Raw genomic sequence first — 19144 nt, forward strand, 5'->3', positions numbered from 1 at the left:
CGCCTTCTGAGGGCGCGCCTGCCGATCTCACCTGCGGCCGCGACCTCCGGCCGGCCGGTCCATGCGCCACCCTGTTTGCCGGCACTTCGGCTCCACAGCGCCACGGCACCGAGCCATCGCGCCACGTCGGGGCAGTCAATGCTCCGACCGCGCGCCCGGCACCGGCAGGCAGGCCCGGCTCGAGGCCAGTCCGTGGCTGCTCTCCAGCGCCGCCAGGAAACGGCTGCACCAGGCATGGATGTCGTTGCGCTCGATGCGCTCCATCATCGCCGCCCAGCGTTCCTTGCGCTCCTTCAGCGGCATCGCCCCGGCGCGCGCGATCGCATCGGCGACGCCGTCGAGGTCATAAGGATTGACCAGCAGCGCACTGTCGAGCTCGTGCGCCGCGCCGGCCAGCATCGACAGCACCAGCACACCGGGGTCCTCGGGGTCCTGCGCGGCGACGTACTCCTTGGCGACCAGGTTCATGCCATCGCGCAGCGGGGTTACCAGCGCCACCTTCGCCAGCCGGTAGAAGCCGGTCAGCGTGGCATGCGCGAAATTGCGGTTGACGTAACGCAGCGGTGTCCAGTCGGGCTCGGCGTGGGTGCCGTTGACGTGCCCGGCGATCTGCTCGAGTTCGTCGCGCAGTTGCCGGTACTCGTCGACATCGCCGCGCGACACCGGGGCGATCTGCAGGTAGGTCATGCGCCCGCGTTCGGCCGGATGCCGCTCCAGGAAACGCTGGAACGCATGGAAGCGCTCGGGCAGGCCCTTGGAATAGTCCAGCCGGTCAACGCCGATCGCCAGCGCCCGCTGCTCCAGGCTGGTCGCGAGCGCGCGCACCGCGGGCTTGGCCATCGCCGACGCCGCCTGCTTCTGGATGCGGTCGGGATCGATGCCGATCGGAAACGCGCCCACGCGCAGGCGACGGCCGCCGGGGGCCTGCACGGTGTCGTCGTCGACCATCCCGCCACCGCCGAACAGGCGCACATAGCTGCGGAAGCGGTCGACGTCGCGCGCGGTCTGCAGCCCGACCAGGTCATAGGCGTACAGCGCGGTGAACAGGCGCGCATGGTCGGGCAGCGCCGCCACCAGGTCGGCCGACGGCATCGGCACATGCAGGAAGAAGCCGATCCGGCAGTCGATGCCGCGCTCGCGCAGCAGAAAGCCCAGCGGAATCAGGTGGTAGTCATGGATCCAGACCGTGTCGTCGCTGCGCAGCAGCGGCGCCAGCCGATCCGCGAACAGGGCATTGACGCGACGGTAGCCTTCGCGGGTTTCGCGGCTGTAATCGACCAGGTCGAGGCGGAAATGCAGCAGCGGCCACAAGGTGCGGTTGGAGAAGCCGTTGTAGTAGTCGGCGTGGTCGGCGCGGCTGAGGTCCATCGTGATGTAGCGGATGTCGCCTGCGACCTGTTCGTGCAGCGCACCGCTGTCCTCCTGCACGGTGCGGCCGCTCCAGCCGAACCACAGGCCACCGCGTTCCTTGAGCGCGCCGTCGAGCCCAAGCGCCAGGCCGCCGGCGCGACTCTCGCCCGGCAGTGCAACCCGGTTGGAGACCACGACCAGCCGGCTCACAGCGCGTCCTGCCAGGGCCGCGACAGCCGCATCGCCGCGGTCACCAGCCCGACATGGGAATAGGTCTGCGGGAAGTTGCCCCAAGCCTCGCCGTGGTCGAAGCTCAGGTCCTCCGACAGCAGGCCCAGGTGGTTGCGCCGTTGCAGCACGCGCTCGAACAGCTCGCGTGCCTCGTCGACCCGGCCGATTGCGGCCAGTGCGTCGATGTACCAGAACGTGCAGATCGTGAAACTGGTCTCGGGCTCGCCGAAGTCGTCGGGCGCGATGTAGCGGAACAGCGCGTCGCTGCGGCGCAGGTCGCGCCCGATCGCATCGACAGTGGCGATGTAGCGCGGGTCGTCGGCCTTGACCAGGCCGATCTCGGCCAGCAGCAGCAACGACGCGTCCAGACGATGGCCGCCGAAGGTATCGGTGATGTGGCCGAGCTCCGGATTCCAGGTTTCGGCGAGCACGCGGGCGCGGATGATGTCGGCGCGTTCGCGCCACAGCACCTCGCGCGTCTCGAGGCCGAGCTCGGCCGCGATCCTCGCCAGCCGGTCGCAGGCCGCCCAGCACATGGCTGCGGTGTAGGTATGCACCTCGGCACGGCCACGGAATTCCCACAGCCCGGCATCGGGCACGTCGTACAGCGCGAACGCGCGTTCGCCCAGCGGCTCCAGGCGCTCGAAGGTGGAGACATCGCCGGGATCGACCAGGCGCAGGTCGAAGAACAGCTGGGTCGAGGCCAGCACCACGCTACCGTAGACATCGTGCTGCTTCTGCAGCCAGGCCAGGTTGCCGCGACGCACCGGGCCCATGCCGCGATAGCCGCGCAGGCTGGCGACTTCCTCCTCGTGCAACTGCTCGGCGAAATCGATGCCGTACAGCGGTTGCAGGCTGCCGTCATGGGTGGCGATGTTGAAGATGTAGCCGATGAACTGTTCCATCGAGCGCGTCGCGCCCAGGCGGTTCAACGCGCGCACCACGAACGCCGCATCGCGCAGCCAACAGTAGCGATAGTCCCAGTTGCGCGCACTGCCGGGCGCCTCGGGGATCGAGGTCGTCATCGCGGCGATGATGCCGCCGCTGTCTTCGTGCTGGCACAGCTTCAGCGTGATCGCACTGCGGATCACCGCCTCCTGCCATTCCAGCGGCACCGATAGGTAGCGCACCCACTCGCGCCAGTAGTCGCGCGTCTTCTCCAGCGCCTCGTGGACGTAGCCGGAGATCGAGCGATCGAGGGTCTCGTCGACACCGAGTACCAGGTGCACGTCGTGGTTGAGTACGAACTCGGAGGCATCGCGTATGAAGCGGATCGGCACGTCCGTGGTCAGTCGCAGCGTGAACCCCGGTAGCAGCCAGCGCACGTGGTTGCTGCCCCAGGTGGTCTGCGGCACCGTGGCGCCCCAGTCCGACAGCGGCCGGACCTGCACGCGCACGCGCGGATGTCCCGACAGCGGTCGCACCTGGCGGATGATGCTGACCGGCCGGTAGAAGCGGTCGTGCTGGCGCCAGCGCGGCGCGAAGTCGAGGATCTCCAGCGAGCCGCCGCGGATATCGGTCAGCACCGTGCGCAGGATCGCGGTGTTGGGTAGGTAGTGCTGCTCGCTCGAGGCCAGGTCGACGAGTTCGATCGCGAAGTCGCCGCCGTCATGGTCGCGCGGCGACAGCAGCGCACAGAACGCCGGATCGCCATCGAACGACGGCAGGCAGCTCCAGACCACGCGGGCTTTCCGGTCGATCAGCGCGCCGAAGCTGCCATTGCCGATCACACCGAGGTCGAGCGTCTGTTGTATCGACGCGACAGAGGGCAGCGCCGCCGATGGCGCATCCATCGGTTCGGTGTTGGCGGCATCTCGGGTGTGGACTTCATTCATCTCAGACTCTCCAGCCAGGCATGTACGGATGCGATATCGGGCAGGCCATGGTTGGCCGCACTGTCGGCGCGATCGCCCACCAGCACGCTGATGCCGTCATGGCGATTGACGGTCATGAACCCGCTTTCATCGGTCAGGTCGTCGCCGACGAAGACCGGCCTGCGCCCCCGGAAGGGCGACTCCTGCAGGAATGCCGCGATGGCGCTGCCCTTGTCGGCGGCATCGGGCCGCAGTTCGAGCACGTGATCACCCGCCTGCAGGCGATAACCGGGCAACCGCGCAAGCAGGCGATCGCCGATGCCATGCGCAACGATGGCGGCCTGCCGCGGATCCCACGCCTGTCGCCAGTGCAGCGCGAACGCCGCGCCCTTGTCTTCAATCAGCGCGCCTGTGCACATAGACAGTGCCGCAACGGCATCGGCTTTGGCGACCGCGAGCGTCCCGTCGGCCACCGGGGAGACCGAGGACTGCTGCAGCTCCGCGTGTCGACGCTCGAGGCCATGCAGGCCGGCAGCGGGTAACCGCAACGGTGCGAACAGGGTATCGAGTACAGCAATCTGGCGACCGCTGACCAGGGCCAATGCACCGCCGAAACGACGCGACAGCGCGAGCAGGCTGTCCGTCAGTCCCGCAGGCACACGCACGTCCTGCGGCCGATCGGCGAACCCCAGCAGGGTGCCGTCGACATCAAGAAACAACGCAATGCCATGCAAAGGCGCCGGCGGTGGCCGTCGTCTGGAAGCGTGGGGGTGCATGAATCGATCATGCCGCATGCAAGGTGAAGCTACGGTTATTGCGCCGCAACATCCCTCATTGCGCAGTCAACACCCGTGCATTCCGACGCGCGACGCCGATCACGGCATGCCGGACTGCGCGGATGCGTCGCGGCGCTGCAAGAAGGTTCCGGCGTCATCGTCGATGCATGCTGGGGACGCTGGTGCCGGCGTGGCCGTCATGTAAAGGCCTGCATGGTCATGCATGCGCACGAAGATGCGCGCATGTGAACCTGATGCCAGCACAGGGCCAGCGCGATCACGCCGTCGCGGTGGTCTCGATGCGTTCCTCGGTCGCAGCATCGAACAGATGCAAGCGCTGCGCGTCGCAACCCAGCCGGACCTGCTGTCCCACCTGCGGAATCTGACCGGGCAATACGCGGATCGTCAGCCGCTCGTCGCCGCAACGCAGGATCACGAAGGCTTCGCTGCCGACCGGCTCGACCACCTCGACCAGCGCCTGCAGGCCTGGCCCGGCATCGTCGTCCGCCAGCACCAGCAGATCCTCGGGGCGCACGCCGATGACGACGTCCCTGTCCGGATGGGCCTGCAGCCAGCGGGTGGCCGGCGCGTCCGCCAGCGCGATCGCCTGGCCGTTCGCGAGCGTCAGCGCCAAGTGGCCATCGCTGCCGACCAGCCCTCCCGATGTCGCGCGCAGCAGGTTCATCTGCGGGGTACCGAGGAAGGTCGCCACGAACACATTCGCAGGCCGCGCATACAGCACCATCGGCATATCGATCTGCTGGATCAGCCCGTCCTTGAGCACCACGATGCGCTGACCCAGGGTCATCGCCTCGATCTGGTCGTGCGTCACATAGATCATGGTGGCGGCGAGCTGGCGATGCAGCCGCGCGATCTCGACACGCATGCTGCCGCGCAGCTTGGCGTCGAGGTTGGACAGCGGCTCGTCGAGCAGGAACACCTGCGGCTGGCGCACCAGCGCGCGTCCCAGCGCGACACGCTGGCGCTGGCCACCCGACAGTTGTCCGGGCTTGCGATCCAGCAACTGGTCCAGTTCCAGCATCTTCGCGGACTCGCGCACGCGCGCGTCGACCGCCGCCTTGTCGAAGCCTCGCAGCTTCAGGCCGAAACCGAGGTTCTCGGCCACGCTCATATGCGGATACAGCGCGTAGTTCTGGAACACCATCGCGATGTCGCGATCCTTCGGGGCGACATCGTTGACGACGCGCTCGCCAATCCGCAGCGTGCCCGAGGTGATCGACTCCAGGCCCGCGATCATCCGCAGCAACGTCGACTTGCCGCAGCCGGATGGCCCCACGAGCACCAGAAGCTCGCCGTCCGCGACCTCGAACGAGGCCTCCGCGACCGCGACATGGCCATTGGGGTAGCGCTTGCCGAGTGTTTCCAACTGCACCTTGGCCATCTGGACTCCGTTCAGGCGGATTCTGGGAACTGGGGTGGCATCGGGGCTGGCGCCGCGATCCGGGACGCCCGCCCCCATCCAGCCCATGCAAGGGATGGATTGTCGTGGCATTCTCGCATGTAATCGTTTTCATGGCAGTATTTTCCAATCCCGCAAGCGACGCCCACCCGGCACCCCACGCCGCGGGCGCGCCGACCGGGGCCCGTAGCCCTCCCCTGCCCGACCAGGCCTGAACATGCCCGTCTTCGATTCCCGTTGCCGCTCGCACGCACGCCCCTGCTGGGCGTGCGTGCAAGCGCAGGCGGGCCTGCGCAACGACAACGCCCCTTTACATGCAACGACTCCTCGCCTGCATACGCGCCAGGACATGTCGTGTCCGCAGCACACGCCTCCTTGCAATGAGACCCTGCAAGGAGGACGCGTCCTCCGGCACGCCCCCCGTTCCACGTTGCCATGCGCGGCGCATCGCAACCTGGTCGGACACCAACGCCACGCCGCATCGACGACGACCCGCCAAAACGGAATGCGTCGCATGTCGGGTGACCATCGCACCCCATGGGTAGGCGTGGATGCCACCTCTGCCAACAGGACAGTCGCTGTCTCATGGACAGCCGTGGACAGGCCGGAATGGACATCCGGTCATGCCAGAAGAAATAAATTCTCGCGTGCCTCCGACAGCGCCTGCGGGGTCGCGCAAAACCGACAGATCAACTGCTACTCTTGCGGTTCGCGCCGCGCAGGCATGCGCCCCGGCCGACCACTCTCCGACATCCCCAGACGAGGATCCGCACGCGTCCATGCATGACACCATCCTGTTGTTCGGCGCTACCGGCGACCTCGCGCGACGCTACCTGTTTCCCTCGCTGCTGCACCTGCTGCGCGACCGGCTGCTGCCGGAAACATTCCGGGTCATTGCCATCGGCCGCAGCGAACACAGCGACGACGGCTTCCGCAGCTGGCTGCGCGAACACATCCAGGAAGACGCCGACCGCAACGCCTCCACGCTCAACGACCTGCTGGCACGCACGCGCTACCACGCACTGGACCTCAACGACGCCGAGGCGATGGCCGCGACCCTGTCGCAGTACGCCGACCGTCCCGCCGTCAGCTACCTGTCGACGCCGCCCAACCTGTTCGAGCCGGCCTGTCGCGGACTGAAAGCCGCCGGCCTGCTGGAAGCGCCGTCGCGGCTGGTCCTGGAAAAGCCGATCGGCCACGACCTGGCCTCGGCGCATGCGATCGACGCAACGCTGAAGTCAGCCCTCGACGAATCGCGGATCTTCCGCATCGACCATTACCTGGGCAAGGCGCCGGTGCAGAACCTGCTGGCGCTGCGCTTCGGCAATACCCTGCTGGAAGCGGTCTGGCAGCATCGCTGGATCGAATCGGTCGACATCGTCGTCGCAGAGACCGCGGGCGTCGACGGCCGCGAAGGCTATTACGCGGACTACGGCGCGCTGCGCGACATGGTCCAGAACCACATGCTGCAGTTGCTGGCCCTGATCGCGATGGAGCCGCCCGCAGCGCTCGACGCCGACAGCATCCGCGACGAGAAGCGCAAGGTGCTGCGCGCACTGCGCCCGATGACCGCCGCCGATGCCGCCATCGACAGCGTGCGCGGACGCTATGGCGACGGCGTCGTCGACGGCAAGGCCGCCAAGGCCTTCCAGCACGACAGCGACGTCGAGACCTTCGTCGCGTTGCGCGCATGGATCGACAACTGGCGCTGGGCCGGCGTGCCGTTCCGGCTGGTCACCGGCAAGCGCATGCCGTCGCGCGCGACCGAGGTCATCGTCTCGTTCAAGCCGGTCACGCACTGGGTCTTCGATCGGCCCGACCGTCGCCATGCGCAGCCCAACCGCCTGCGCATGCGCTTGCAGCCGGAAGAAACCATCGAGCTCGGCCTGATGGGCAGCCTGGCCGCCCCGGAGTGGGGCGCCACCGAACTCGAGCCGATGTCGCTGGACCTGTCGATGCTGCCGCCCAAGCGCCGCATCGCCTACGAGCGCCTGATGATCGACGCGCTGAAGGGCGACCAGACCCTGTTCGTGCGCGACGATGAAGTCGACGCCGCCTGGCGCTGGATCGACAGCATCAACCAGGCCTGGGACCAGGCCAAGGTGCCCGTGCATGGCTATCCGGCCGGCTCCTGGGGGCCCACGGAAGCGGCACCGTTCCTGCCGACCCTGCCCGGCAACGGTGGCCGCAAGGCATGAGCGTGCAGCGTCCCGTCCTGCTGGCCGACATCGGCGGTACCAATGCGCGTTTCGCACTGGCCGACACCGCGTCGCCGTCGCCGTTGCTGGACGAGACCATCCGTGCGTTCGTGGTCGCCGATTTCGCGTCGCTGGCCGATGCCGCCCGTCACTACCTCGACACCTGCGGACACGCCGGCCACGACGTCGATGCCGCGGTGTTCGCAGTCGCCGGCCGCGTCGACGGTGACGAGGCGCGCATCACCAACCATCCCTGGGTGATCTCGCGCCAGCGCACCGGCCAGCAACTCGGCTTCTCGCGCATCGACCTGGTCAACGACTTCGCCGCGCAGGCAATGGCCGTGCCGTTGCTGCAGGCCGCCGACGTCAAGCAGATCGGCGGAACGCAATGGCAGCCCGCCAGCGCTACGGCCGATGCCACCTATGCGGTCATCGGCCCGGGCACCGGCCTGGGCGTGGCCGGCCTGCTGTTGCGTGGCGGCGTCGCCTATCCGCTGGAAACCGAAGGCGGCCATGTCAGTTTCCCGCCCGGCACGCCGGAGGAACTGCAGATCCTGGACCGGTTGTCGGCGCAGTTCGGGCGGGTGTCCAACGAGCGCCTGATCTGCGGCCCCGGCCTGGTCAACCTCCATCGCGCGCTCAGCGAGATCGATGGCGTCGATCCCGGCCCGATGCTGCCGGCTGACATCACCACGCGTGCCCGCGCCGGCGATCCGCGCTGCATGCGCGCAGTGGATCTGTTCTGCGCGATCTTCGGCGCGATTGCCGGCGACCTGGTGCTGACGCTGGGGGCTTGGGACGGGGTGTTCCTGACCGGCGGACTGGTGCCACGGATGCTCGACGAACTGCTGCATTCAGGTTTCCGCCAGCGCTTCGAACACAAGGGCCGGTTCTCACCGAACATGGCGCGCGTACCGTCCATCGCCGTGCTGCATCCGCATGCCGGTCTGCTGGGCGCGGCGGCGATGGCCTGCCGTCACGCAAACAATGCGACCATGGCCCGATGAGCGCGTCGCAGACCTCCCCTGCCCCCAACGCGGCAAGCACGCTGATCGCCGGATCGCGCGTGCGCTTCCACGCCTACGATTCGCAGATGCAGTGGATCTGGGCGTCGGCGATCGCGATTTCGTCGGCGCTGGGCCGCGACCTGCAGCAGCGCCCGCGCGGCCGCCTGCTGCTGTCGGGCGGCACCACGCCGGCACCGATCTACGCCGCGCTGTCCAAGGCCCCGCTGGACTGGGACCGCGTGGATGTCGCGCTGGTCGACGAGCGCTGGCTGCAGCCCGACGACCCCGACAGCAACGCACGCCTGGTCCGCCAGTCGCTGCTGCAGAACAAGGCCGCGAACACCCGTTTCGAGACCCTGACCCGTCCCGGCCGCAGCATCGAGGAGGCGGTCAACATCGCCAACCTGCACGCGCGCCATCCGGCCGGCGTCGTCGTGCTGGGCATGGGCGAGGACGGTCACACCGCCTCGCTGTTCCCCGGCATGCAGGATCTCGACGAGGCCTTCGCGTCGCCGGAATCCTATGTGCCTGTGGATGCCGCCGGCTGCCCCGGCGCCGGCACCTGGCGTCGCCGGATCAGCCTGACGCCGGCAGGCCTGGCGCCCGCCAGCGCGCGCATCCTGCTGATCCGTGGCGAGCGCAAGCGTGCACTGTTCGACCGCGTGCTGGCTGCCGACGATCCTTTCGAATATCCCATCCGCGTGGCCTACACCACGCCGGGCCCGCCTCTCGATGTGCACTGGTGCCCATGAGGCCTTTCCTGACACGGACTCATCGCCAACGCCAATGAGCCTCCATCCTGTACTCCACGACATCACCGAACGCGTCCGCCAGCGCAGCCGCGCCTCCCGCCAGGCCTATCTCGACGGCATTGCGCAGATGCATGCCAACGGACCGCTGCGCAGCCGCCTGAGCTGCGGCAACCTCGCGCATGCGTTCGCCGCCTGCGGCCCGACCGACAAGTCGCGCCTGCGTGCCGATGCCACGCCCAACCTCGGCATCATCACCGCCTACAACGACATGCTGTCGGCACACCAGCCGTTCGAGCACTATCCGGACCTGATCCGCGACACCGCGCGCGCGCTCGGCGCCACCGCGCAGGTGGCCGGCGGCGTGCCGGCGATGTGCGACGGCGTGACCCAGGGCCGCGCAGGCATGGAGCTGTCGCTGTTCTCGCGCGACATCATTGCCCAGGCGACTGCGATCTCGCTGTCGCACGACATGTTCGACAGCGCCGTGTATCTCGGTGTCTGCGACAAGATCGTGCCCGGCCTGCTGATCGGCGCCCTCGCCTTCGGCCACCTGCCGGCGGTGTTCATCCCGGCCGGCCCGATGACGCCGGGCATCCCCAACAAGCAGAAGGCCGAAGTCCGCGAACGCTACGCTGCTGGCGAAGCGACGCGCGAGGAGCTGCTCGAAGCCGAGGCCGGTTCATACCACGGACCCGGCACCTGCACGTTCTACGGCACCGCCAATTCCAACCAGGTGCTGCTGGAGGCGATGGGCGTGCAGTTGCCCAGCACCTCGTTCATCAATCCCGACCAGCCGATCCGCGACGTGCTGACCCGCGCCGCCACCGAACGCGCCTTGCGCATCACCGCCCTCGGCGGCGATTACCGACCGCTGGGCCAGTTGATCGACGAGCGCGCGATCATCAATGCGATCGTCGCGTTGATGGCGACCGGCGGCTCGACCAACCACACCATCCACTGGATCGCGGTCGCGCGTGCGGCCGGCATCGTGCTGACCTGGGACGACATGGATGCGCTGTCGCAGATCGTGCCGCTGCTGTCGCGCGTCTACCCCAATGGCGAGGCCGACGTGAACCGCTTCGCCGCGGCCGGCGGCATCGCCTTCGTGTTCCGCGAGCTGATGGACGCCGGCCTGATGCACGCCGACCTGACCACGATCATGCCCGGCGGCATGGGCGCCTGGCGCGACGAACCACGCCTGCTCGACGGCGCGCTGCAGTATGTGCCCGGCATCGCCGAGAGCGCCGACACCAGCGTGGTGCGTCCGGTCTCGGACCCGTTCGAAGCCCAGGGCGGCCTGCGCCTGCTGCGCGGCAATATCGGCCGTTCGCTGATCAAGCTGTCGGCGGTCAAGCCCGAATTCCGCACCATCGAAGCGCCGGCCGTCGTCGTCGACGATCCCCGCAGCCTCAACAAGCTGCATGCCGCCGGCGTGCTGCCCGAGCACTTCGTCGCCGTCGTGCGCTATCAGGGCCCGAAGGCCAACGGCATGCCCGAACTGCATTCGCTGGCACCACTGCTGGGCATGCTGCAGAACCAGGGCAGGCGCGTCGCCCTGGTCACCGATGGCCGGCTGTCGGGCGCGTCGGGCAAGATTCCCGCCGCGATCCATGTCACGCCCGAGGCCGCGTACGGCGGCCCGATCGCCAAGGTGCGCGAAGGCGACATCGTGCGCCTCGATGGCGAGGCCGGCACGCTGGAAGTGCTGGTCGATGCCGACGAGTGGAACGCGCGCACGGTCGCCCCCAGCACGGCCGTTCCCGCATGGGACATCGGGCGCAACCTGTTCGCGATCAACCGCCAGGTGGTGACGCCTGCCGACCAGGGCGCACTGTCGATCTCCTGCGGGCCGCCGGCACGCGACGGCGGCCAATGGGACTACGACGCCGAGTACGACCTGGGCTGCAACGCCGAAGCCGCCAGCGCGCCGCACGAAGCCAAGGATGCCTAGAAGCAAGGATGCCTAGCGCGCCGCGCGCATGACCGCCCGCGTGAGTGCCTGCACCACGCGAACGGCCTGCGGGTTGCCTGCCTGCTCCCTCCAGATGCCAGCCCGCCTGTCTGTGGGGTCGACCGCCCCACCCTCACGAACGAAGGAAACCGCTGCCGATGTCCATTGAAGTCCACCAGAACACCGCGGAACGCTTCCTGCGCAACGCCGGCATCCTGCCGGTCATCACGGTCGACAGCGTCGACCAGGGGCGCCGGATCGCCGAGGCGCTGCTCAGGGGCGGCCTGACCTCACTGGAGCTGACGCTGCGCACGCCAGCCGCGCTGGCGACGCTGGCCGCGCTGAAGCGCGAACTGCCCGAGATCGTCATCGGCGCCGGCACGGTGTTGAGTGAACTGCATATCCAGCAGTCGATCGACGCCGGCGCGGATTTCCTGGTGACGCCGGGTACGCCACCGGCGCTCGCCGACGCGCTGGCCAAGGCACCGATCCCGGTTGTCCCCGGCGGCGCGACGCCCACCGAATTCCTGTCGCTGATGGCGCGCGGTTTCCGCGTCTGCAAACTGTTCCCGGCCAGTGCGGTCGGTGGCCTGGCGATGCTCAAGGGCCTCGCGGGCCCGCTCACCGACCTGAAGCTGTGCCCCACCGGCGGCATCGGCGAAGACACCGCCGGCGACTATCTCAAGCAGCCCAACGTGCTGTGCATCGGCGGCTCGTGGATGGTGCCCAAGGCCTGGCTCGACAACGGCGAATGGGACAAGGTCGAAGACAGCTCGGCCAAGGCCGCGCAGATCGTCCGCAACCGCTAACGTCGGCCGGGGCTTGGCCCGGCGTGGTGGATGGATCGTGCCGGGGTGGATGGGGAGGAATCGCGGGTCGAGACCCGCCCTATAGCTTGATGACGACCTTGGCGCCGGGCTTGCCGATGCGCAGCTCGCGGCCCTGCCATTGCACCGGCTCGCCGTCGAGGGTGGTGGCGCCCGGGATCGATGGGTAAGGCCACGGCAGCACCAGGCCCCCGACCGGCATGCCGGCGTCCGCATCGACGTCCAGCACCAGTGTGTCGCCGTGGCGTGCCAGCCGGTAACCCAGTTCGCCATCGGGCGTGCGCAGGCCATGGACCTCGATGCCATGGTCCAGCCAGTCGGCCGGAATGCCCGCGGCCAGCACCAGGCTCTCGTCGCTCTCGCGCACGTAGGCGAACATGTCCAGCGCCGAACGCACGAAGTCCGAACCGACCCAGGCATGCGGCAGGTCGCCGAGGAAGAACGGCTTGCGCGGCGTCTTCGAGACGACCTCGGCCCACTGGTTCCAAGGCTGCGGCACGCGGTCCTTGAAGAAGTAATCGACGACCTCCCAGGCGCGCTCGCGCCAGCCCAAGCGGACGAAGGCCGCGACATTGCGCCACTCGTACGGCGTGTAATCCTTCCACTCGCGCTGGCCGTCGCGGCGTTGCACGAATTCGCGGTAGTAACGCTCGAAGGTGTTGTGCAGCAGGTCCTGCGGCAACTGGTGCATCTCGCCGCCCGGCGCCAATGCGATCGTGGTCGAGGTCGCATCGAAATCGCCGAGCTCCGCCGCGCCGGGCAGGAAGTCGATGCCGTGCAGTTTCGCAGCCGCCAACAGCGAGGCCTGCAGGTCGGCGCGGAAGCGGTCGCGTGCGGCGACCATCCGCGCATGTTCGGTGGTCTTGCCCAGTGCCTGCGCCACCTGCACCGCGTCCTTGTAACCGCGCATCGCCCAGAAGTTGTCCCAGTACGAATGCATGGGCTTGGCCGAATAACCTTCGTGGCTGATCGACGCCGGCATCATGCCGTAGAACGCGGGATTCCTAGCCTGGTTGGCACGCGTGCGCTCGCTCTGGCTCAGCACTTCCATGTACTCGAACGCCGCCAGCACGTGCGGCCACATGCGCTCCAGGAACGCATCGTCGCCGGTATAGCGCCAGTACTCGGCGATGTTGAAGATCAGCTCGCCGTGGCTGTCGTTCTCCGGCACCGGGTCGCTGCCGCGATCGTCGACGCAGCACGGCACCATGCCGTTCTTGAACTGGTACGGCGCATACCATTCGACGTAGTCGCGCACCACGTCCTCGCGCCCCATCCGCAGCAGGCCTTCGGAGATCATCGCGCCGTCACGGATCCAGCTGCGCGAATAGGAACGCGTGCCCGGTTGCAGCCTGGGACCGATCCGCGAGATCAGCATGTGCGCGGTCGACGTGCGCAGCGTGTCGACCAGCGCTTGGCCTTGCGGCGGCACGCTGAAGCGGACCTTGTCCAGGCTGTGCTGCCAGGTTTCGGCCGTCGCCTGCTGCAGCAGGCCGGCATCCCACCAGCGCTGCGCCAGCACCGAGCGGCCGGTCATCGGGACCATTACCGAGATCTCGCGCGACTCCCAGCCGCGCAGCCGCATCTGGTACAGCAGTGCGCCCGACGCCAGGCCGGTCGGGTCCTCGACGCTGGTCGTCGTCGGCCACTTCGCATCCCGGCCTGATCGAGTCTGGCCTGAACCAGTCTGTCCTGATCCGCCCGCAGGCGAACCCGCCAGGTGCGAGACCGCCATGCCGGCATCGAACGTGGTCGCGAACGCGGACGTGGGCACCTGCTTGGAGAACACGCGCGGCACGCCTGCGACCGACAGCGTGCCGCTCTTGATCGACAGCGCTTCGATCCGGCTGACGCCACCGATGGTGTTGAGGAACTGGCTCGGCGGGTTGACCTGGAAGGGTTGGGCCACCAGCGCCAGCGTGTAGTCGCGCGTCGCCGGGCCCGGATTGGTCAGTCGATAGCGGACCACCAGCTGCGATTCGCGTCGGTTGCCGCTGGCGAAGGCATTGATGCGCAGGTCGAGATCGTCGCGCGTCCACTGCACCTGCGGCATCGGGAGATAGCCCTGGTCCAGCGACTGCACCGGGGTCACGTCCGCCCAGCTGACCAGGCGTCCGTCGACCAGCACGAACGGTTCGAGGCTGAAGCCGCCACGCGCGACCTCGACCGCGCCGTCCTCGCCGATCAGGCCCTGCTGGTCGCCGCCATCGATGCCCAGGATCGTCCAGTACGGTTGCTCGCCGGAAAACCCGCGCGGAAACTGTCCCTTGGGCGCCTTCGCGGCCATCGCCTTGATGACGTCGTTGGGATGCGCGGAAAACGCCAGCGGCAGCACTTCGGCCTCGGCCAGCGCGAAGCGCCGGCCCGGCCCCTGCTGCAGTTCGATGCGGATGTAACGCGCTTCCGACTCGGGCAACGCCAGCCAGTCGTCGCCGCCATTGCCGTCGCGGACATCGCGGACCGCGCGCCATCGCTCGCCGTCGTCGGACAATTCCACCGAATAGCGCGACGCCTGCTTGCCGTCGTTCCAGCGCAGGCGCAAACCACCGAACTCGCGCACTCGGCCGAGGTCCAGCGCCAGCGCGTGCTCGGCCATCGGCGCTTCCCATGCGGTGTCCGGATCGCCATCGACGATCGCCATCGCCTCGTCGGCATTGGCCGTGGCCAGCACCTGCACCGGGCGCAACGGCGAGCCGTCGTCGACCGGCAGCGGTTCCAGGCTCAACTCGTCGAAGCAGACCGAGCCGCGCCCGCCGACGTTGTTGTAGATCGTGAACTCGACCTTCTCGCTGGCCCGCAGGACGCGGTCCGGGTCCGGCCCCCAGGCCTTGTCAATGTGGCGCTGCTTGTAGCGCACCTCGCGCCAGCGGCGCGGGAAGTCGTAGCGCGGCCGGTTGACCCACCAAACGTTGTCGCCGCTGGCATCGACCAGCTTGAACTGCAGGTCGTTGTTGGGCGTGTCGCCGCGCAGGCGGAAACGGAACTGGTAGTTCTCGGGATAGGTCAGTTTCAGGTCGCGCTGGATGCCGGCATAGCCGGACACGCCATTGAAATCGTAGTCCAGGCACAGGGCCGGGCCCTGCTCGCCTTCGACGCTGCGGAGCGTGCCGCTGACCTGGTTCGACGTCACCACGCGCCAATGCGTGGACGTGGAGAAATCGTCGAGCACGCGGACCTGGCTGACGTCGGGTGGGACCGGTTGCGCAGCCACGGGCAGGCTGCCCAGCCACAGCAGGGTCGAAACGGGAACGATCAGCCAATGACGCATGTCACCTCCATGATGCCGGCGCCTGCAGGCGCAGTGGATTATCCCCCAGGTCGGCCATGGCCAAGGCCATGGCGATGACCACGATGACGCGCATGGCCAACGGGGCGGCACGATCCCTGTGCCTGAGAAGAGAGTCGGCCCGGGCATCCTGCCCGTGCGTTCGCGGCAGCGCGAGCCGGTGGCTCGCGGTCCCACGCTGCAACGGTCACGCTGCCATCCATGGCGAGACATACCGGCTCCGGATACGCCGGCCCGGGCATCCTGCCCGTGCGTTCGCGGCAGCGCGAGCCGGTGGCTCGCGGTCCCACGCTGCAACGGTCACGCTGCCATCCATGGCGGGACATACCGGCTCCGGATATGCCGGCCCGGGCATCCTGCCCATGCGTTCGCGGCAGCGCGAGCCGGTGGCTCGCAAGCGCTGCCGCTCACCCCTTGACGCTGCCCAGTAGCAGGCCCTGGATGTAATAGCGCTGCAGCAGCAGGAACAACAGTAGCACCGGCAGGATCGTGACCACCGCGCCGGCCATCATCATCTCGACATCCATGATGTGCTCGCGCGACAGCGTCGCCAGCGCCACCGGCAAGGTGTAGTGTTCCTGGTCGGTCAAGACGATCAACGGCCACATGAAATCGTTCCATGCGCCCATGAACGTGAAGATCGCCAGCGTCACCAGCACCGGCTTCAGCATCGGCAGGACGATCTGCCAGAAGATCCGCATCTCGCCGGCACCATCGATGCGCGCGGCTTCCAGCATTTCGTCCGGGATGCTGCGCGCGTACTGGCGCACCAGGAAGATCCCGAACACCGTCGCCAGGGCAGGCACCACGACGCCGGCATAGGTATTGACCAGGCCAAGCTGCTTCATCAGCAGGAACAGCGGCAGCATCGCCACCTGCGCCGGGATCACCAGCGCCGCCAGCAGCACCTGGAAGATCCGCTCCCTGCCCTTGAACTGCAGCTTGGCGAAGGCATACCCGGCCAACGTATTGACCAGCAGCGACAACAGCGTGATCGCGACCGAGACCAGCAGGCTGTTGGCGAAGTTGCGCGCGATGCCGGTGCGCGCAAACAGCTCGTGGTAGTTGGCCAGCGTCATCGCCGATGGCAGCAGCGGCGGCGGGAAGCGGCTGGCCTCGCCGAGCGGCATGAACGACACCGAGACCATCCACGCCAGCGGCGCCAGGCTGACCAGCGCCAGCAGCAGCAGCGCGCCATTGATCCACAGCGTCGTGAAGCGGCCTTCGCCGACATCGCGCTGCACCGCGTCCGCCTTGCCGGCGCCCAAACGGGCGCTCATACCAGCGCCCGCCTGCGGCCGAGCCGCAGCAGTACTGTCGTCACCGCGAGGATGATCAGGAACAGCAGGAAGGCCACCGCGGATGCGCGACCCAGATTCCACCATTTGAAGCCTTCCTCGAACATGTAGTACAGCACGCTGACCGTGCTCTGCAGCGGATCGCCACGCGTCATCACGTAGGGCTCTGCGAACAGCTGGAAGTACCCGGAGATGGTGATGACGCCGACGACCAGCAGCACCGGGCCCAGCATCGGCAGCGTGATGTGCAGGAACTGCCGCCAGCGCGATGCGCCATCGATGCGCGCGGCCTCGTACAGGTCCGGCGGGATCGCCTGCAGGCCGGCCAGGAAGATCACCATGTTGTAGCCGAAGTTCTTCCAGACCGCGAACAGCATGATCGTCGGCATCGCCCAGCGTGGATCGCCGAGCCAGTCCACCGGTGCGATGCCCAGGTGCCCGAGGCCCCAGTTCACCAGGCCGTAGCTGGTATGGAACAGGTAGCGCCAGATCACTGCGACCGCGACCAGGGTCGTCACCACCGGCGCGAACAACGCCGTGCGGAACAGCGCCTTGAAGCGCGCCACCTTGGCGTTGAGCAGCAACGCCGCGCACAGCGAGACCGCGATCGACAGCGGGACGCCGACGACCACGAAGTAGGTCGTATTGCCCAGCGCCTTCCAGAACATCGGCGTCTGCAGCAGGTCGATGTAGTTGCCCAGGGCGACGAACCGCAGGTGGTCGCCATCGGCCAAGGCGTACAGATCGAAATCGGTCAGGCTCAGCACCAGTGCCGACAGCACCGGCAAGCCGAAGAACACGCCCAGCACCACCAGGGCCGGCGCCGCGAACAGCCAGCCCGCAAGGCTTGCGCGCACGCCGGTCATGGCGCGGGCTCCCGGTTCGCAGCGGCCTGCGACGACGCGGCCTGCGCGGGCGTCAGCGACGCGCCCTGCGCGCGGATCCAGCGCCGCTTCTCGAGGATCTTGTCGACCTGCGCATCAAGCTCGGTCACGGCCTGGTCCTGGGACATACCGCCACGTACCACGCGCTCGGTGGCCAGCCGCATTTCCTGGACGATGCGCTCCCACTCCAGCACCTTCGGCGTTGGCCTGACACGCTCGAGCTGGCTGCGGAATGCCTGCGCATAGACATCCGACGCCAGCGCCGGATGCTCCCAGGTGCTGCGCCGCGGCGGCAGGTTGCCGATCTCGGCATGGAAACGCTGCTGGATGTCGGGGCGCGACAGGAACTCGACCAGCGTCCACGCCGCCTGCTTGCGCGGCGACGACTTGAACAGCACCAGGCTGGTGCCACCGGCAATGCCCGCCCCCAGGCCATCGGGACCGGGCAGCGGCATCGTCGACCATGCCTCCTCGAGACCGGCCGGCACGCGCTTGCGGAACTCGCGGATGTTCCACGGGCCCGACAGGTAGAACGCGTAGTAGCCGTTGAAGAATTCATCCCAGACGTTGGAGATCTGGGTTTCCGACATCTTCGGCGCCCAGCCCTGCTCGAAGGTGTTGGCGTAGAACGCGAGTGCCTTGCGGAAGCCGGCGCTGCGGAAATTTCCGTAGCCGTCGTCATCACGCAGCAGCGGGTCGGACTGCTGCAACGCGAACGACAACTGCTGTTCGAACTCGTTGACCGGCAACAGCACGGCGTACTTCGACGGGCCGACATTGCGCTTGATCGCAGCCATCGCCCGCTCCCATTCGGCCCAGGTCTGCGGCGGCGTGTCGAAGCCGGCGGCCGCCAGCATGTCCTTGCGATAGAACAGCAGCCGCGTGTCCACGTACCAGGGAACGCCCAGCAAGCGGCCATCGACAACATTGGTATCCCAGATGCCGGGAAAATAATCCGAGGGCTCGACGACATCGGAACCGTCGACATACGACTGCAGCGGCTCCAGCGTGTCCAGCGCCGCGAACTCCGGGATCCAGGTATTGCCCAGCTGGCACAGGTCCGGCAGACCGTCGGCGGCGAATGCGGTCAGCAGCTTCTCGTGCGCCGCCGTCCACGGAATCTGCTGGACGTCGACCTTGATGCCCGGATGCTCGCGCTCGAACTCCTGGATCAGTCCGCCCACGACTTCCGCTTCCCGGCCCATGGCCCAGAAGCGGATCGTGGTCTGCGTGTCCTGGCGCGCGCAGCCCGCCAGCAGCACCAGCAGCAGGCCGACTGCGCCCCAGGCCAATGGCGACCTGCGCAGCAACGGGAACGACGGCATCCGTAACGACAGCATCCGTAACGAC

Annotated in this window: 13 protein-coding genes; 5 read left to right on the forward strand and 8 right to left on the reverse strand. The window is 68.0% G+C overall.

What is annotated here, in order from left to right; genetic code table 11:
- Positions 1-135: 135 nt before the first annotated feature.
- The 4 genes from otsA to ACYX7E_RS10330 form a co-directional block, all read right to left on the reverse strand.
- Entirely contained in the window at positions 136-1560 is a 1425-nt protein-coding gene (gene otsA / locus ACYX7E_RS10315) for an alpha,alpha-trehalose-phosphate synthase (UDP-forming) (RefSeq protein WP_462080493.1), read from the reverse strand.
- Positions 1557-3374, reverse strand: coding sequence for a glycoside hydrolase family 15 protein (locus ACYX7E_RS10320; protein ID WP_462080639.1), 1818 nt, complete (start codon positions 3372-3374; stop codon positions 1557-1559). Before ACYX7E_RS10320 ends, otsA begins: the two co-directional genes overlap by 4 nt.
- 38 nt (positions 3375-3412) lie before the next feature.
- Entirely contained in the window at positions 3413-4114 is a 702-nt protein-coding gene (gene otsB, locus ACYX7E_RS10325; protein WP_462080494.1) for a trehalose-phosphatase, read from the reverse strand.
- 334 nt (positions 4115-4448) lie between these two features.
- Positions 4449-5573, reverse strand: coding sequence for an ABC transporter ATP-binding protein (locus ACYX7E_RS10330; protein WP_462080495.1), 1125 nt, complete (start codon positions 5571-5573; stop codon positions 4449-4451).
- Between the two features lie 797 nt (positions 5574-6370).
- Here ACYX7E_RS10330 and zwf point away from each other — a divergent pair.
- The 5 genes from zwf to eda all read left to right on the forward strand — a co-directional run bounded on the left by zwf (position 6371) and on the right by eda (position 12308).
- On the forward strand, positions 6371-7789 hold the full coding sequence (gene zwf / locus ACYX7E_RS10335) for a glucose-6-phosphate dehydrogenase (protein WP_462080496.1): 1419 nt from the start codon (positions 6371-6373) through the stop codon (positions 7787-7789).
- The gene (gene glk / locus ACYX7E_RS10340; RefSeq protein ID WP_462080497.1) at positions 7786-8796 is read left to right on the forward strand and encodes a glucokinase; all 1011 of its coding nucleotides are present in this window, start codon (positions 7786-7788) and stop codon (positions 8794-8796) included. Before zwf ends, glk begins: the two co-directional genes overlap by 4 nt.
- Entirely contained in the window at positions 8793-9548 is a 756-nt protein-coding gene (gene pgl / locus ACYX7E_RS10345) for a 6-phosphogluconolactonase (RefSeq protein WP_462080498.1), read from the forward strand. Before glk ends, pgl begins: the two co-directional genes overlap by 4 nt.
- 34 nt (positions 9549-9582) lie before the next feature.
- On the forward strand, positions 9583-11499 hold the full coding sequence (edd, locus tag ACYX7E_RS10350) for a phosphogluconate dehydratase (RefSeq protein ID WP_462080499.1): 1917 nt from the start codon (positions 9583-9585) through the stop codon (positions 11497-11499).
- A 158-nt stretch (positions 11500-11657) separates the two neighbouring features.
- Complete coding sequence (gene eda / locus ACYX7E_RS10355; RefSeq protein ID WP_462080500.1) at positions 11658-12308, forward strand: bifunctional 4-hydroxy-2-oxoglutarate aldolase/2-dehydro-3-deoxy-phosphogluconate aldolase; 651 nt, start codon at positions 11658-11660, stop codon at positions 12306-12308.
- A 79-nt stretch (positions 12309-12387) separates the two neighbouring features.
- Here eda and ACYX7E_RS10360 read toward each other — a convergent pair whose 3' ends face one another.
- The 4 genes from ACYX7E_RS10360 to ACYX7E_RS10375 form a co-directional block, all read right to left on the reverse strand.
- Positions 12388-15594, reverse strand: a complete 3207-nt coding sequence (locus ACYX7E_RS10360; protein WP_462080501.1) for a discoidin domain-containing protein — start codon at positions 15592-15594, stop codon at positions 12388-12390.
- A 425-nt stretch (positions 15595-16019) separates the two neighbouring features.
- Complete coding sequence (locus tag ACYX7E_RS10365; RefSeq protein WP_462080640.1) at positions 16020-16856, reverse strand: carbohydrate ABC transporter permease; 837 nt, start codon at positions 16854-16856, stop codon at positions 16020-16022.
- Between the two features lie 32 nt (positions 16857-16888).
- The gene (locus ACYX7E_RS10370; protein WP_462080502.1) at positions 16889-17776 is read right to left on the reverse strand and encodes a carbohydrate ABC transporter permease; all 888 of its coding nucleotides are present in this window, start codon (positions 17774-17776) and stop codon (positions 16889-16891) included.
- Entirely contained in the window at positions 17773-19119 is a 1347-nt protein-coding gene (locus ACYX7E_RS10375) for a sugar ABC transporter substrate-binding protein (protein WP_462080641.1), read from the reverse strand. Before ACYX7E_RS10375 ends, ACYX7E_RS10370 begins: the two co-directional genes overlap by 4 nt.
- Between the last annotated feature and the right edge of the window lie 25 nt (positions 19120-19144).

It is taken from the genome of Luteimonas sp. RIT-PG2_3 (genome assembly GCF_054902115.1).

What these genes read in the sequence shown, in the direction of transcription:
- ACYX7E_RS10360 (WP_462080501.1), bottom strand. Translation starts at nt 15,594, where the DNA reads ATGCGTCATTGGCTGATCGTTCCCGTTTCGACCCTGCTGTGGCTGGGC.
- pgl (WP_462080498.1), top strand. Translation starts at nt 8,793, where the DNA reads ATGAGCGCGTCGCAGACCTCCCCTGCCCCCAACGCGGCAAGCACGCTG.
- ACYX7E_RS10375 (WP_462080641.1), bottom strand. Translation starts at nt 19,119, where the DNA reads ATGCCGTCGTTCCCGTTGCTGCGCAGGTCGCCATTGGCCTGGGGCGCA.
- zwf (WP_462080496.1), top strand. Translation starts at nt 6,371, where the DNA reads ATGCATGACACCATCCTGTTGTTCGGCGCTACCGGCGACCTCGCGCGA.
- eda (WP_462080500.1), top strand. Translation starts at nt 11,658, where the DNA reads ATGTCCATTGAAGTCCACCAGAACACCGCGGAACGCTTCCTGCGCAAC.
- ACYX7E_RS10370 (WP_462080502.1), bottom strand. Translation starts at nt 17,776, where the DNA reads ATGACCGGCGTGCGCGCAAGCCTTGCGGGCTGGCTGTTCGCGGCGCCG.
- edd (WP_462080499.1), top strand. Translation starts at nt 9,583, where the DNA reads ATGAGCCTCCATCCTGTACTCCACGACATCACCGAACGCGTCCGCCAG.
- ACYX7E_RS10330 (WP_462080495.1), bottom strand. Translation starts at nt 5,573, where the DNA reads ATGGCCAAGGTGCAGTTGGAAACACTCGGCAAGCGCTACCCCAATGGC.
- glk (WP_462080497.1), top strand. Translation starts at nt 7,786, where the DNA reads ATGAGCGTGCAGCGTCCCGTCCTGCTGGCCGACATCGGCGGTACCAAT.
- ACYX7E_RS10320 (WP_462080639.1), bottom strand. Translation starts at nt 3,374, where the DNA reads ATGGATGCGCCATCGGCGGCGCTGCCCTCTGTCGCGTCGATACAACAG.